Below are 14,444 nucleotides of genomic sequence, written 5' to 3' on the forward strand. Positions count from 1 at the left end.
ATTTAACATGGTTTCTAATATTCTAGAAGGAATGCCCGTGCTGGCTCGTCATGAGGGTGATTGGGTAGGAACTTATACATTAATTGACACAGCAGGAAAAATTCTTGACAGCCATGAGTCTTACTTAACTTGTCAATTCCCAGAAAATGGACTTTATCCCTACTACCAAATAAATCGTTACAAGTGGTCTGATGGTAAAAAAGAAGAGTATGAGTTTCCCGGAATCTATAAAGATAATAAGCTATGGTTTGACAGCGATCGCATTCAAGGTAAAGCTTGGGAAGTTGATGATTCTGTCGTGATTTTGTGGTTTGCTTACAAGACAAACCCAGAAATGAGCTTATATGAAATGATCTACATTAGTCCAGACAGTAACAATCGTGCCCGCACTTGGCATTGGTTTAAAAACAATCAAATCTTTCAACGCACCTTAATTCAAGAACAACGGCTAAGATAAAACAATCGGCGTTGCTGAGTCAAAAGATGAATTAGCTTCATTTAGCAACGCCAAACAAGTTCAACTTGGTAAGGTACACGCATGGCCAAAGGTGACAAAATAAACTTTTCTACTCCTAGCGGTTTCCCAGAATTTTTGCCTAGCGAAAAGCGTTTAGAATTATATTTGCTAGATATCATCCGTAGAGTTTTTGAAAGCTATGGATTTACACCTATTGAAACACCTGCGGTAGAACGTTTAGAAGTACTCCAAGCTAAAGGCAACCAAGGCGACAATATCATTTATGGAATTGATCCTATTCTGCCACCAAATCGACAAGCTGAGAGAGATAAGTCAGGTGAAACTGGTTCAGAAGCAAGAGCTTTAAAGTTTGACCAAACAGTTCCTCTAGCGGCGTATATTGCTCGTCATCTCAATGAATTGACCTTTCCCTTTGCTCGTTACCAAATGGATATGGTTTTTCGGGGAGAACGGGCAAAAGATGGGCGTTTTCGTCAATTCCGTCAGTGCGATATCGATGTAGTCGCTCGTCGTGAACTCAGCTTGCTCTATGATGCTCAAATGCCTGCAATTATCACTGAGATATTTGAAGCAATTAATATTGGCGATTTTCTGATTCGCATCAATAATCGCAAAATTCTGACAGGTTTTTTTAAATCTGTGGGAATTACTGAAAATCAAATTAAATCTTGTATTGGCATCGTTGATACCTTAGAAAAAATTGGTGAAGCCAAGGTAAAACAGGATTTAGAAAAAGAGGGTATTCTAGCAGAACAAGCTCAGAAAGTTATTGATTTTATTAAAATTGATGGTTCGGTTGATGAAATATTAGATAAACTCAAGCACCTTACACAAAATCTACCAGAAACCGAGCACTTGAGCCTGGGAATTGCTGAAATAGAAACAGTAATTGCAGGTGTTCGCAATCTGGGAGTTGCCGAAAATCGTTTTTGTATTGATTTATCTATTGCGCGTGGTCTTAATTACTATACTGGCACAGTTTACGAAACAACTCTATTAGGACATGAAGCATTAGGTAGTATTTGTTCTGGTGGCAGATATGAAGAATTAGTTGGGGTGTTTTTGGGCGAAAAAATGCCAGGTGTCGGCATTTCTATAGGCTTAACTCGTTTAATTAGCCGGTTGCTCAAAGCTGGTATTCTTAATACATTAGCTGCTACACCAGCCCAGGTGATGGTAGTAAATATGCAAGATGATTTAATGCCCACTTATTTAAAAGTTTCTCAACATCTGCGTCAGACAGGAATTAATGTTATAACTAGCTTTGATAAGCGTCCCTTGGGTAAACAATTTCAGCTAGCAGACAAACAGGGAATTCAATTCTGTGTAATTATTGGTTCTGAAGAAGCAGCCGCACAAAAATCCTCACTCAAAGATTTAAAAACAGGCGACCAAGTAGAAGTTTTACTAGAAAATTTGGCTGAGGAAGTTAAAAAAAGACTTGCCTAAAAGTTGATTTATCTCTTCCTTCTTTTCCTTTGCGTTCTTCTCTACGAGACGCTACGCGAATGCATCCTTAGCGTTGGATCATTTATTTATTTGTTGAAAGTCCCTTAACTAAATTGAACAACTTTATAGGTACTAGAAATATGACGCAACTCACTTTGGTAATTGGTAATAAGAATTATTCATCTTGGTCACTTCGTCCCTGGCTAGCGATGAAGCAATTTGGTTTGGAATTCAATGAGATTCGGATTCCTCTTTACTGCCCAGACTATTTATTAAAAACTCGGCAATACTCACCATCAGGAAAAGTACCTGTACTATTGCACGATACACAAACTGTATGGGATTCTCTGGCTATTTGTGAATACCTAGCTGAAGCATTTCCGACTAGGCAATGGTGGCCAGAAGATAAGGCAGCAAGGGCATTAGCTCGTTCCATTACTGCGGAAATGCATTCAGGGTTTCAAAATTTGCGTCAGAATATGCCGATGAACTGCCGTAAGAAATATCCTGGTAAAGGTTTAGCATCCGGTGTACAACAAGACATTGACTATATTACCAACATCTGGCGAGAATCTCGTCAAAAATTTGGGGCTGGCGGTAATCTATTATTTGGTAATTTCACAATTGCTGATGCGTTTTTTGCTCCAGTTATCTTGCGCTTTATAACCTATGATGTGCAGTTAGATACTGTTTCTAAAGATTATGTTGAGGCAGTTTTGGCACTTCCAGCAATGCAAGAGTGGATAAAGGCAGCACAGAATGAAACAGAAATTATTCCCAAATACGAATTTTAAGGAAATAGTAAAAAGAAGATGATTAGTACAAATATTTCAGTTCGAGATGCCAACAAGAGAGACATTGCTGCCATTATGGAATTAATCTATTTGAAAGCTGAATTTGATGGTTGTCCTGAATCTGTAGAAGCAACTCCGAAAAAGTTAGAAATGGATTTATTTGGAGAAAAGCCCCTTGCTTTCGTTCTTTTAGCTGAGGTTGATAGAAATCCTATTGGGTTGGCGACCTATCACTTTATCTATTCGACTTTTTTAGCAAAACCTGGAATTTGGCTTGATGATTTAACAGTAGGGTGGGCATTGTAATGCATTGGTGTCAACTTAACGTAAAAACCAGTCTAGACAATGCTTTTAGAGATTGTCTCGTTCCCAGTCTCCGACTGGGAATGCCTAACGGGAGGCTCCGCCTCAAGACTTGCGGCAGAGCCGCGATGAGCAGCATTTCTAGCCAGAGGCTAGAAACGAGATTTAAAAGGGATTTTGGCTTAAGTTGACACCAATGCATTGTAATGCCTACCCTACAAGCTAATAAAAATCAATTTTCATTTTGAAAGAGATTCCGCTAACTCGGTTAATTGTTTCGCTTCCAGCAACCACTTCAAAACCTAATCGTTTATATAAACCTAAAGCTGGATTAGTCTCTCTGATGCTGAGTGATACTGATGGGTAAAATGTTTTGGCTACTGCTAACAAATGCGTTAGTAACTGCGTTCCTATGCCCTGATTTCTATATTGGGGAAGAATAGCTATTGCTAATTCAGGAGTTTGATCATTAAGATAACCATATCCTTTATTTTCACCCATCAGTAAACGCAGCCATGCTGCTCCTACTGGCTGATTATTAGTTTTCAAAATAGCGATGAAACCAATATCATCTTTAAGTCCCCAATTTTTAACATATTTTGCTAAATCAGGATGATTCATCGCATCTTGCATTGTTAAATTACCTTCTTCTGCCATGTGCGCCGCCTCGTACAGCATTTGCCATAGAAAAAGCTCGTCTTGCTGTGTCAGTAAACGAGTAAAATAATCCATAACTTCTGCTCAAAAGTCCGTTTGTGTCAAACAAATTTAGAGTAATTTACTCAGTGGAGTTGCTAAACCATCAAGGCTGACGAGATTTTTCTGTTGTTGATACTCTCGAACTCCCTCTTCACCTCTTTTACTAGCCCAGTTTACTAATATCTGGCGCTGACCTTGATATTCATAAAGTGGTACGCCAAAACCACAGGAGGTCTGTACTTTTTGGATATCAGCGACGATAATTTGACGATTCCCAGGTATTGGCGAAAACAGAGAATACAGAGAGTTCCAGTCTGGAGAATTCGGTAAAATTGTGTTTCCTTGACCGTAGAGACGTAGAATACATGGGGGTTCTGCAAAAGCGCAAAACATGAAGGTTATCCGCCCATTTTCTTGCAAGTGGGCTGAGGTTTCGTTACCACTGCCTGTGAGATCGAGGTAAGCTACTTGGTTAGGGGAGAGGATACGAAAGCAGTCAAAACCTTTAGGAGAGAGGTTAACATGACCCGTAGGACTCAAGGGTGCAGAGCCAACAAAGAAAAGCTGTTGGGCAGCAATAAAGTCTTGCAGTTCCTCAGTAATACAGTCAAAAATTTTAGCCATAGACTGTCTGACTTAATATTTGCAAATATACTATCTTCTCAGCCTATGTCTTAGCTAAATATCTAGCAAGTCCTAATTGCCGATGTCTTAGGACGAGCGGTTTATCATCAGAGAGTGGGAAGAAAATTATTACCGTCTTATATGTTGACTAGCCATGTGGATGGCATCAGCGATATCGACATCACCATCGCCGTCAGCATCTAAGAAGGAATTGAGTACAGAATTACCACCAGTTTGGGGATTTTGGGCATTGGCACCTGATTGCAAAAACTTAAGTACCAAAGGTACTGCTACTGGCAGCAATTGTTGAACTATACCAGCATCTAGCCCAGTGCGTTGGGCAGCAACTTCAGCTACCTGCTGTTGTATGTCAGGAGAAAACAGCGAATCGACAGCTTGGGAGTTGGAAGAAGTACCAGCATATTGATTTACTAGAGTTTGTGCGGCTTCATTACCATCTGTGGCTTGCTTTTGTTGTAAAGCAGAACGCACTTGGCCACCCACAATTGACAAAACTGATTGGATGGTAGAGGGGTTTGCGCCACTTTGATCGCTCATCTGCTGTACAGTGTTAACAATACTTCCTAGTTGACCTAAGCTACCTTGTTGATTAGGATTAGCGACGGCACCGAGAATTTGATCGAAAAGTCCCATAAGTTTGTTTCTCCGTTTGTTCACAAAAAGCTGGCGAAAATTGGCTTGAAGTGTTTGAATAGGCGTTTCGTAAGTCTACCAAAAGATTTAAACACGCCACCTTTTACTTGCTGCTGACTATTATGAAAAAATTAACTTTTAAAAGCTAGGATCTTAAGGGTGAGAAATCGGTAGAGCGATTGCAAATTCTGTACCTCGATTTAACTCAGACTGACAAGTAATCTTACCTTGATGTTTTTCTACCACAATCTGATATGCGATCGCTAGCCCCAAACCTGTACCAACGCCTCGTGGTTTGGTGGTGAAAAAGGTTTCAAATATCTTCTGCTGATGTTCTGGTGATATACCAGAGCCGTTGTCTGCAATTCGCACCACTACCAAATCATTCTGCCAGCATTCTGTGATAATAGTGATTTCAGGGATAAATTCGGGATTCTCAGTCGATTTTTCTTCTAAAGCATCAATGGCATTGCTAAGAAGATTCATAAATACCTGATAAAGTAAACCTGTGTAGCCTGGAATCGGTGGAATATCCCCATATTTGCGAACAAGGTTAATACTATTTTTCAGGCGATCGTTCAGAATCAACAGTGTACTATCTATACAAGCGTGTAGCTCTACTAATTGCATTTCCGCCTCATCTAAACGAGAGAAATCTTTCAAACTTCGGACAATTTCTCGTGTGCGGTCAGCGCCAACTGTCATTGAGTTAAAGAGTTTTGGCAAATCTTTTTCTAGAAACTCCAAATCAATTTCTTCTACTAAAGTTTGCAGAGCAGTGGAAGGCTGAGAAACTTCGGCTTTGTATGTTTCTAGTAGTCTTAATAAGTCGTCAGTATAGGTTTTGGCGTGTATAAGATTACCAGAGATAAAATTTACAGGATTATTAATTTCATGGGCAACACCAGCCAGCATCCGTCCCAAACTAGACATTTTCTCACTTTCAATTAATCGGACTTGAGCCTCGGCTTGTTGTTCTTCTAAAAGGCGCTTTACCTGTTGGATTAGCTGGTTAAGGGAGCTAGCTAATGCACCAACTTCATCTTCTGTAGTTACAGGCGCTTGCAAATCAAAATTGGCTTCTTGGGTAACTCTTTGAGCGATATTCGTCACCGCGTTAATGGGATAAGCGATGATTCTACTTGTGTAGAAAGCAAGCATGGCAGCGATCGCTACTGACAGCAGCATACTACCAATAATAATTTCAGCTTGGATTAACGCAGCCCGTTCTTGGGCTATACCAGCCTCCTCTTGGCGTTCTTGAACTGTTTTGGCAAACTCGGTTAACTCATGGGCAAATTCATAAAACTTCAGAGCATCCTGACTTTGACTAAATTGCAAGATTAATTGCTCCGCTTTTAGTGCTCCCTCTGGCTGTGAACTTAATGGCAAAATTTGCTGAATTAGCGATCTAAGTTGCTGAAAATATACAGTGATCGTGCTGTCATGCTTTGTGAGCAAAGTTTGTAAATCTGCTTGCAAATTGGTTTGACTAAATTCCTCCATCTGAAAAAGCAACGTTTCAGTTTCCGCCAAATCGCTTTTGAAATGAGAAATTCCCCTTTGCAACGCTTGTGGCTGTTGCAAATAAGGCAGTATTTCTTGCTGGTGGGTCTGTATTTTCAACATTTCTCCTTGCAAACTACTTAACAAGCTTCCTTGCTCATCTGCCAGTATCCTCTGTTGTCTAGCTTGTTGGAAATAGCGATCGCCTATTATCAATCCTGCCGTTGTTCCCAAAACTGCAATTCCCAAAGCCAGACTATACCCAAAAAAAATTTTTTGCCGAATACTAAGCCGATGAAATCTTTGTTGAACCCAGTTAAAGTATCTTAATTCAGGTGTTGCAGTCATGGTATAACTCGCTATTGAATTTTTTTAGTCGGCGGTTTTTCATCAAAAACAACGAATCTAGCCGCAAGTGAGTGAAAGCAAATTTGATCCAAAATGCGCTCTCAGTCTATCAAAAGTTGCTTTTTTCTACCCTAGTTAAAAATACTGAAGCTATAAAGATTAGAAGTATTGGGTAGTGAAAAGTTAGAACTTAAAGTTTCACCCTCAAAGGCTCAACCTCCACCCTCAAAGGCTCAACTTCCACCCTCAAAGGCTCAACTTCCATCCTCAAAGGCTCAACTTCCATCCTCAAAGGCTCAACTTCCACCTTCAGAGGCTCAACTTCCACCCTCAGAGGCTCAACTTCCACCCTCAGAGGCTCAACTTCCACCCTCAGAGGCTCAACTTCCACCCTCAGAGGCTCAACTTCCACCCTCAGAGGCTCAAACTTTAGCCTCGTTGATTAAAAGCTGCTTCTTACTACTCTGGTAAAAAATACTGAAACTATTAAGATCAGAAGCATCTGCTTACTTAAATACCCACTAATTTATCCCAGCCATGCCTCTGTCACGCATAATAACGCTGATTGTTGGTCTGATCGTCATTTTGGGGCTAGCCCTATGGCTAATTGATTCCCTATCACGGCTTTACTGGCAATTGTCCTATTCGCCGTTGCTAGGCAATCTGCTGTTGTTGCTGCTGATTGTGCTTATAGGAGCTTTGGTTGCTGCTTTTGTCTATTATGTAGTGGTGATTCGGGCTGGGGAAAAGCGATCGCGCCGCAACCCTAAGCGAGTGACTGCGGCGCAAATTCCGGCTGGCAAATCTGACGCTGCTTCTACAACTCTCCAGGCTGTGCGGCAACAGGTAGGGCAAATTCAAGATGAGGTAGCACGCCAAGCTTTATTAAGTCGCTCGCGGGAGATTGAGGCAAATTTAGCCCGGGGTGAAATTCAAGTAGTGGTATTTGGTACGGGAAGTGCTGGTAAAACTTCCCTAGTTAATGCGATTATGGGGCGGATGGTTGGTCAGGTGGATGCACCGATGGGTACAACCCAAGTTGGGGAAACCTATTGTCTGCGGTTAAAGGGATTAGAACGCAAGATTTTAATTACAGATACGCCGGGGATTTTAGAAGCGGGTGTGGCGGGGACAGAACGGGAACAAATGGCGCGAGAACTGGCAACAGAAGCAGATTTACTGTTGTTTGTGGTCGATAATGATTTACGTCGCTCAGAATATGAGCCGTTGCGGGGGTTGGCAGAAATTGGTAAGCGATCGCTCTTAGTTCTCAATAAAACTGATTTATATACAGATGAAGATAAAGAAGCTATCCTCGCTAGATTGCGTCAACGGGTACGGGGATTTATTGCTACTAATGATGTGGTGGCGATCGCTGCTAATCCCCAATCTGTACAACTAGAAACTGGCGAAACCTTCCAGCCGGAACCAGATATTGTTCCTTTGCTGCGGCGCACAGCTACTGTTTTACGCGCCGAGGGTGAAGACTTGGTGGCGGATAACATTCTTTTGCAATCTCTGCGATTGGGAGACGAGGCGCGAAAACTCATTGATGGCCAACGTCGCCGTCAAGCTGACAAAATCGTGGAGCGGTTTCAGTGGATTGGTGCTGGGGTGGTATCAGTCACGCCTATACCAGTCGTAGATTTATTAGCAACAGCCGCAGTTAATGCTCAAATGGTTGTGGAAATTGGGAGAGTTTACGGCTGTGAATTGAATATGGAACGGGGACGAGAGTTAGCCCTTTCTTTAGCGAAAACCATCGCTAGTTTAGGCATTGTCAAGGGAGCAATTCAATTATTATCTACAGCTTTGCAGCTCAATGTTGCTACTTTTATTATTGGTAGAGCGATTCAAGGCGTGACAGCAGCTTATTTAACACGAATTGCTGGTAAAAGTTTTATCGAATATTTTCGTCATGACCAAGATTGGGGTGATGGTGGAATGACGGAAGTTGTGCAGCGACAGTTTCAAATTAATCGCCGAGATGAATTTATTAAAGCTTTTATTCAGGAAGCGATCGCGCGAGTAGTGAAACCTTTACAAGATAAATCCGAGGCTATAGAGGAACAAGAAAGCAGAGAAAAATCTCAATAACTATAAACTTTTTTTACAAATTAGTTAGGACTTACGTAAAACCACACGCTGTAGGGGCAATTCATAAATTGCCTCTATTAAAAATAAGGGTTTCGGCTATTGTTGGCATCACCGTGCCAAAAAAGGTTTTTTGTACGCTAAGACAAATTCAAGTGCCTGAAACGACGATTTTTCGTTCAAACTCGATCAAAACTAGCAGCATAATCATAGTTTTTTCACCAAAAAGCGCTTCTTGAAAGGCTTACCTCATCTTACTTTCAGCCTTAGAGTACAATTAACCCGGTTTGGCACGGTGATGCCTTGTTTGCGTGAGTCCTGCTAGTGTCAAAAATGCTCTTGCTTTTTTGCAAGAGCATTAACATTTTTTTAGGAAAAAATACTTTTTTGGACAGACATCAAATTAGATTAGTTTATAGAGCTTGGAACGCTTTTCTTTTGCGCTTTAGCCACCAACCCGTAATACCAGCAAGTGTTATACCGCTAAGAGTGGCAGGTTCTGGAACAGGGACTAAATCGGCATCAACCACAAGTATCGCAGACGAATCACCACTAGCTCCAAATAGAACCTGAACCTGGTCTTCAGTTTCAAGAACACCCAGAAGCGCACCTCCAATTGAGAAAAATTTCCCGCTTCTAGCATTAATATCTGCAATAGCGTCCGAGTTGAGAACAAAATTTAGGATTTCGTCTGAATTGCCAAAAGTGTTGGTGACATTAAAGGTTCCATAGTTTTTCCCACTTCCCAAATCGTTATAAATATTGATATCTGGGTTATTAACTTTTTGACTAAGTACATCAGCAGATGTTTCAACATCAAAAAAACCTAGAGTCGTTGTTGGATTTACTGAACCTTCATATCGTTGAACTTGTAAAGTTGCTGTGGAGACTCTAGCTAGAGTACCAAGATCGAATGTAAAAAAGCTACGAAAACCTTCGATGCCGAGATTTCCAGTTATATAGTTTTCGTTCTGATTCTGGTTACTCCTATCCGTACTCCACCAACCTTGATTTGAACTAGTCAAACTAACAGTTGCTGCTTGCGCTACGTTCAGCGTTCCTAATCCGAATCCAACAATAGCAGCCGTAATTGCCAATTTGTAACAGTTTTTCATGGAATATCCCTCTAAATTTGAATCGGTTTAAGTGAAAATCACAAAAATTTTTCCTGTGCAATTACTGATTTTCAAAGGACACAGTTGCTCCACAATCAGAGTAACTAAGCATAGTGAAAAATTCAGTATTGAACTAGGGTTGTATTAGCACTGTAAATTATGTATTAGATTAAACAATGCTGTTAGTAACATGATACTATAGAATACCATCGTAAGTAAAAACATATAAACTTTATACAGTTTTTATGGCTTCTCCATTTTTCCCCTTCAAATTACGTGTAATCTCTTGCAAAAAGACAAAAAATAGCTTTTAAGTTTGAGATTTTTTATTAGTTATATAAAAAAATATCGTGATATTAATATTTAATAATTATAATAACCTTTGATAAATTAAAATACTATTTTTTTAAGTAAAAATACTGAAAGAAATCAAGTTTGTATTTTAGTATTAATGTTCTGGAAATCTATTCTTCAATGATTCCGGAAACACGAAGGAATGTCAGAAAAACTAAATAAAAGGACTTACTGAGTAACCAGGTCATGAGCCAGCACATAATCGGTAAATTACTACAAGGGCGTTACGAAATTGTCCAAAGCCTGAGTGCAGGGGTATTTGGACAAACATACATTGCTATAGATGTAGATTATCCACATAATCCCAAATGCGTTGTTAAGCAGATAAAAGTTAGCAGTTCTGAATCCGGCTACTTGGAGATGCTGAGGTCACTGTTTCTGACTGAAACCCAAACCCTCAAGCTGCTGGGAAGCCATCACCAAATTCCAGAATTCATCGCCTGCTTTGAAGAAAACGAGCGATTTTATTTAGTGCAAGAGTGGATTGAAGGACATACGCTGACTGCGGAATTGCCCATCAATCAAGAGTGGGGGTGTCTGTGGAGTGAAAGCAAAGTTGTAGAATTCTTGATAGATGTCTTAGGTATTCTGGAATTTGTTCACTCTCAAGGCATTATCCATTGCGATATTAAACCAGAAAACTTGATTAGACGTAATGGCGAAGCCCTACGTAAGTTAGTATTGATTGACTTTGGTTCAATCCAGTCTATCGATTTTGGCATAGGTGCGGAATTGCCAATTTATAGAATTCCCGTCACTTCATTGGGGTATATACCGCCAGAACAATTTATTGGTAAAACACAACCCAACAGTGATATTTATGCTTTGGGTATGATTGCCATCCAAGCTTTAACTGGGTTAGAACCACTACAATTAAAGGCTGATCCTTATACTAATGAAATTTTTTGGCGATCGCAAAACACACCAGTTAACGATTATCTAGCTGCTGTTCTCAGCCAAATGATCCGCTATGATTGCGAAGATCGCTTTCAGTCTGCGGGTGAGGTACTGCGAGTACTTAAACAAATAATCTGGGAAACTCAGCCACCAGAAATATTAGAAGTAGATGATTACTTTCCTATAGAAGCGGCGATTGAAGATGATAATTCTGAAAATCCTACATATAGGAAATCATCGACGTTATTAACAGGAATGAAAGTAGGGCTGGCGGCTAACTCTTTATTGATGGGATTTGGTGTATATTCCTTAATTAATACTTCACCCGCGTACTCAGAAACAGACGCTTTATATCAAGCAAAAAAAGAATATCAAGCAGGGGATTTGCAAGAAGCGATCGCACTGGTTAAATCAATTCCCTCTCACAGCAATGTTTATCCAGAAGCTCAAGCCACAATGGGAGAATGGCAACAGCAATGGCAAGTAGCCGCACAGGAATATCAAATAGCTGAAACAGCTTTTAATGAGAGCAGATGGTCGGATGTTCTTCAGGCATCGGCTAAAGTTCCAGATATTTTGTATTGGCAATCTAAAACAAATAAATTAGTTCAGCAAGCATACGTCAACATTGAAGCCCAGACGGAAAATTTATTACTAAAAGCTTACGAAAGAGCTAGGAAAAAAGACTTTTCTGCTGCCTTAAATTATCTGCGTCAAATTCCTCAAGAAAGTTCCGCAGGTGCTTTAATTCAAGACAAGTTGGCCGAATACAGTCGAAAGCGGCAGATCAGAGCAGCATATTTTTTACAGAAAGCGTATAAAAAAGCATCTATTGGTGATTTTAATAGTGCTGTGAAACTTCTCCGAAATATTCCCAAAGATACTCTAGTTTACGCTCAAGCTCAAGTCAAACTGAATGAATATATTCAAAAGCAACGCCTGGTAGCTGAACATCAAAAAGTAGCTTCCATCTCTGTTAAGAGTTCCTTGTTACCACCCCGGAGGGGCTTGATTCTTCACTAAACAATAAAGATTTCAGACTTTTGCATCACTACATGTTTACCACTGCCGGGATTGCTATATGCTTTCAGTAATTAGACTGAAATCAACCCTCAACCGGTAAAGTAACGTGAATCTCCCATTGATTACTCGTGCTGAAAAACACAATGAGAAAATAGCGATTCTCGTTCCGAGAGGCTGCGCCAACGCTACAACAGTCGGAGCATTTACCTATGGGGATTTGCTCTATGCCTCTAGTCAAATAGCGACAAATTTGCTTAAGAATACTGAAGATTTACAGGAGCAGCGAGTTGCTTTTCTGATCCCGCCTGGGTTTGAGTATGTAGCTACTCAGTGGGGGATTTGGCGTGCTGGTGGCATCGCTGTACCTCTGTGTATTTCCCACCCGCGACCAGAACTAGAGTATGTCATTACAAATTCTGGAGCAGCGATTATCGTTGCCCATCCCAATTTTGAGGCTATACTGCGAGCGATCGCAACTGAACAAAATTTGCGATTTATCCTCACCTCAGAAACGCTTCCATCTGATATTGCTCCACTCCCAGATGTAGATATCACTAGACGCGCTTTAATTCTCTACACTAGCGGTACAACAGGTAAACCCAAGGGTGTGGTTACGACTCATCAAAATATTCAAGCGCAAGTAACTAGCTTGACCACCGTTTGGGAATGGACATCTAGCGATCGCATTTTACATGTATTACCATTACATCATATTCATGGGATTGTCAACGTATTGACTTGTGCTTTATGGGCTGGGGCACAGTGCCATCTGTTGAGCAAGTTCGATGCCGAAATTGTTTGGAACCGAATTTGTGATGGTGACTTAACCCTATTTATGGCAGTACCGACAATTTATGTGAAGCTGATTGCAGCTTGGGAAGCTGCTTCAAGCGAACGCCAAAAAAGTATGTCAGCAGGCTGTGCTAAAATGCGCCTGATGGTTTCTGGCTCGGCAGCGTTACCAGTTCAAGTTTTAGAAAAGTGGCAGACTATCAGCGGCCATTTTCTGCTTGAGCGCTATGGGATGACGGAAATAGGCATGGCGCTATCGAACCCTTTACACGGTCAACGGTGGTCAGGATATGTGGGGAAGCCCCTGCCTGAAGTTGAAGTGAGATTAGTAGATGAGAACGGGGAGTTAGTCTCAACACGAACACCAGGAGAGATCCAAGTTAAAAGCCCTGGAGTGTTTCTAGAATATTGGCAAAATCCCCAAGCAACCGCCAAAGCCTTCCAAGATGGCTGGTTCTGCACTGGAGATACTGCCGTAGTCGAGAATGGCAACTACCGCATTTTGGGACGGATGAGCGTGGATATCATCAAAACAGGAGGGTATAAAGTTTCTGCTTTGGAAATTGAAGAAGTGTTGCGATCGCATCCAGATATTCAAGAATGTGCAGTAGTTGGGGTTGCAGATATAGAGTGGGGTGAGCGGGTCTGTGCGGCGTTAGTATTGCAAAGCTCACAAACTTTAACATTAGAATCTTTTAGGAGTTGGGTAAAAGAGCGATTGGCTGTTTATAAAGTGCCAACCCAAATTTTGACGCTTGAAGAATTACCACGCAACGCTATGGGGAAAGTTATTAAGCCGACGGTGGTTGAACTATTTCGATTATAGCGATCGTTAAGCCCTAATTAAACCTAGAGTTTCAAACCTTGTAACCCCTTAAACTTAAGTCAATATAATTAACTTTATCAAGCCTGGGAGTCCGAAAAATGAGGTAAAATCGACCGATGAGTGACTTAGTTTTCCTACCCGCCCATCAACTTGCTCAGATGATTTGCGATCGCCAAGTCTCTGCTGTCGAAGTGTTTGATGGGCAAATCCTATCCTTATGTGGTGGCAAATGGATCTTACACCATGCCATTTAATCTCAGTGGTCATCCGGCGGTGGTGATTCCCATAGGACAAACTTACAATGGCTTACCGATTGGAATGCAAATTGTGGGCAAGCGATGGCGCGAGATGGAGTTGCTAGCGATCGCTCAAGAACTTGACAAAGTGGTTGGTGATTTCCGGCATCCATTGGGCTATTGAGGAATGGCATCAATTAAAATTCACTGTTATTGCCAACTCATAGTTAGGGAAAAGCGATCGCTTTTCCC

14 protein-coding genes and 1 pseudogene are annotated in these 14,444 nt (G+C 41.0%); 9 read left to right on the forward strand and 6 right to left on the reverse strand.

The window, feature by feature from the left end; translation table 11 throughout:
* The first annotated feature begins 7 nt into the window (after nt 1–7).
* The 4 genes from F8S12_RS14225 to F8S12_RS14240 all read left to right on the forward strand — a co-directional run bounded on the left by F8S12_RS14225 (nt 8) and on the right by F8S12_RS14240 (nt 3,027).
* Nucleotides 8–457, forward strand: coding sequence for a DUF3598 family protein (locus tag F8S12_RS14225; protein ID WP_196516909.1), 450 nt, complete (start codon nt 8–10; stop codon nt 455–457).
* 81 nt (nt 458–538) lie between these two features.
* Nucleotides 539–1,927, forward strand: coding sequence for a histidine--tRNA ligase (gene hisS, locus F8S12_RS14230; RefSeq protein ID WP_196516910.1), 1,389 nt, complete (start codon nt 539–541; stop codon nt 1,925–1,927).
* Between the two features lie 140 nt (nt 1,928–2,067).
* The gene (locus F8S12_RS14235; RefSeq protein WP_196516911.1) at nt 2,068–2,721 is read left to right on the forward strand and encodes a glutathione S-transferase family protein; all 654 of its coding nucleotides are present in this window, start codon (nt 2,068–2,070) and stop codon (nt 2,719–2,721) included.
* 18 nt (nt 2,722–2,739) lie between these two features.
* Nucleotides 2,740–3,027 carry a hypothetical protein gene (locus tag F8S12_RS14240; RefSeq protein WP_230968012.1) on the forward strand — a complete coding sequence of 96 codons (288 nt, stop codon included), beginning with the start codon at nt 2,740–2,742 and terminating at the stop codon, nt 3,025–3,027.
* Nucleotides 3,028–3,246: 219 nt separating this feature from the next.
* On the opposite strand, the gene F8S12_RS14245 is transcribed toward F8S12_RS14240, so the two are convergent.
* The 5 genes from F8S12_RS14245 to F8S12_RS14265 form a co-directional block, all read right to left on the reverse strand.
* The gene (locus F8S12_RS14245) at nt 3,247–3,756 is read right to left on the reverse strand and encodes a GNAT family N-acetyltransferase (protein ID WP_196516912.1); all 510 of its coding nucleotides are present in this window, start codon (nt 3,754–3,756) and stop codon (nt 3,247–3,249) included.
* A gap of 36 nt (nt 3,757–3,792) precedes the next feature.
* Nucleotides 3,793–4,347 (reverse strand): pyridoxamine 5'-phosphate oxidase family protein, encoded by a 555-nt coding sequence (locus F8S12_RS14250; RefSeq protein WP_196516913.1) that lies wholly within the window; start codon nt 4,345–4,347, stop codon nt 3,793–3,795.
* Between the two features lie 129 nt (nt 4,348–4,476).
* Nucleotides 4,477–5,001 carry a DUF937 domain-containing protein gene (locus F8S12_RS14255; RefSeq protein ID WP_196516914.1) on the reverse strand — a complete coding sequence of 175 codons (525 nt, stop codon included), beginning with the start codon at nt 4,999–5,001 and terminating at the stop codon, nt 4,477–4,479.
* A gap of 153 nt (nt 5,002–5,154) precedes the next feature.
* The gene (locus F8S12_RS14260; protein WP_196516915.1) at nt 5,155–6,855 is read right to left on the reverse strand and encodes a sensor histidine kinase; all 1,701 of its coding nucleotides are present in this window, start codon (nt 6,853–6,855) and stop codon (nt 5,155–5,157) included.
* Nucleotides 6,856–7,045: 190 nt separating this feature from the next.
* On the reverse strand, nt 7,046–7,267 hold the full coding sequence (locus F8S12_RS14265; RefSeq protein ID WP_196516916.1) for a hypothetical protein: 222 nt from the start codon (nt 7,265–7,267) through the stop codon (nt 7,046–7,048).
* Between the two features lie 125 nt (nt 7,268–7,392).
* On the opposite strand from F8S12_RS14265, the gene F8S12_RS14270 reads away from it, so the two are divergent.
* Nucleotides 7,393–8,952 carry a YcjF family protein gene (locus F8S12_RS14270; protein WP_196516917.1) on the forward strand — a complete coding sequence of 520 codons (1,560 nt, stop codon included), beginning with the start codon at nt 7,393–7,395 and terminating at the stop codon, nt 8,950–8,952.
* Between the two features lie 410 nt (nt 8,953–9,362).
* Here the strand turns inward: F8S12_RS14270 and F8S12_RS14275 are convergent, their stop codons facing one another.
* Entirely contained in the window at nt 9,363–10,064 is a 702-nt protein-coding gene (locus F8S12_RS14275) for a PEP-CTERM sorting domain-containing protein (RefSeq protein WP_196516918.1), read from the reverse strand.
* 540 nt (nt 10,065–10,604) lie between these two features.
* On the opposite strand from F8S12_RS14275, the gene F8S12_RS14280 reads away from it, so the two are divergent.
* The 4 genes and pseudogenes from F8S12_RS14280 to F8S12_RS14295 form a co-directional block, all read left to right on the forward strand.
* A complete protein-coding gene (locus tag F8S12_RS14280; protein ID WP_196516919.1) occupies nt 10,605–12,338 on the forward strand; it encodes a serine/threonine-protein kinase in 1,734 nt (577 codons plus the stop codon).
* A 106-nt stretch (nt 12,339–12,444) separates the two neighbouring features.
* Nucleotides 12,445–13,956 carry an acyl-CoA synthetase gene (locus tag F8S12_RS14285; RefSeq protein ID WP_196516920.1) on the forward strand — a complete coding sequence of 504 codons (1,512 nt, stop codon included), beginning with the start codon at nt 12,445–12,447 and terminating at the stop codon, nt 13,954–13,956.
* Nucleotides 13,957–14,072: 116 nt separating this feature from the next.
* Nucleotides 14,073–14,210, forward strand: a complete 138-nt coding sequence (locus F8S12_RS14290; protein WP_196516921.1) for a hypothetical protein — start codon at nt 14,073–14,075, stop codon at nt 14,208–14,210.
* Nucleotides 14,158–14,376: pseudogene (locus tag F8S12_RS14295) on the forward strand (amidase family protein); the annotation flags it as partial. The gene F8S12_RS14290 and the pseudogene F8S12_RS14295, both read left to right, overlap by 53 nt.
* Nucleotides 14,377–14,444: the final 68 nt, after the last annotated feature.

This window comes from Nostoc sp. WHI (genome assembly GCF_015714725.1).
Classification (GTDB): Bacteria; Cyanobacteriota; Cyanobacteriia; order Cyanobacteriales; family Nostocaceae; genus Nostoc.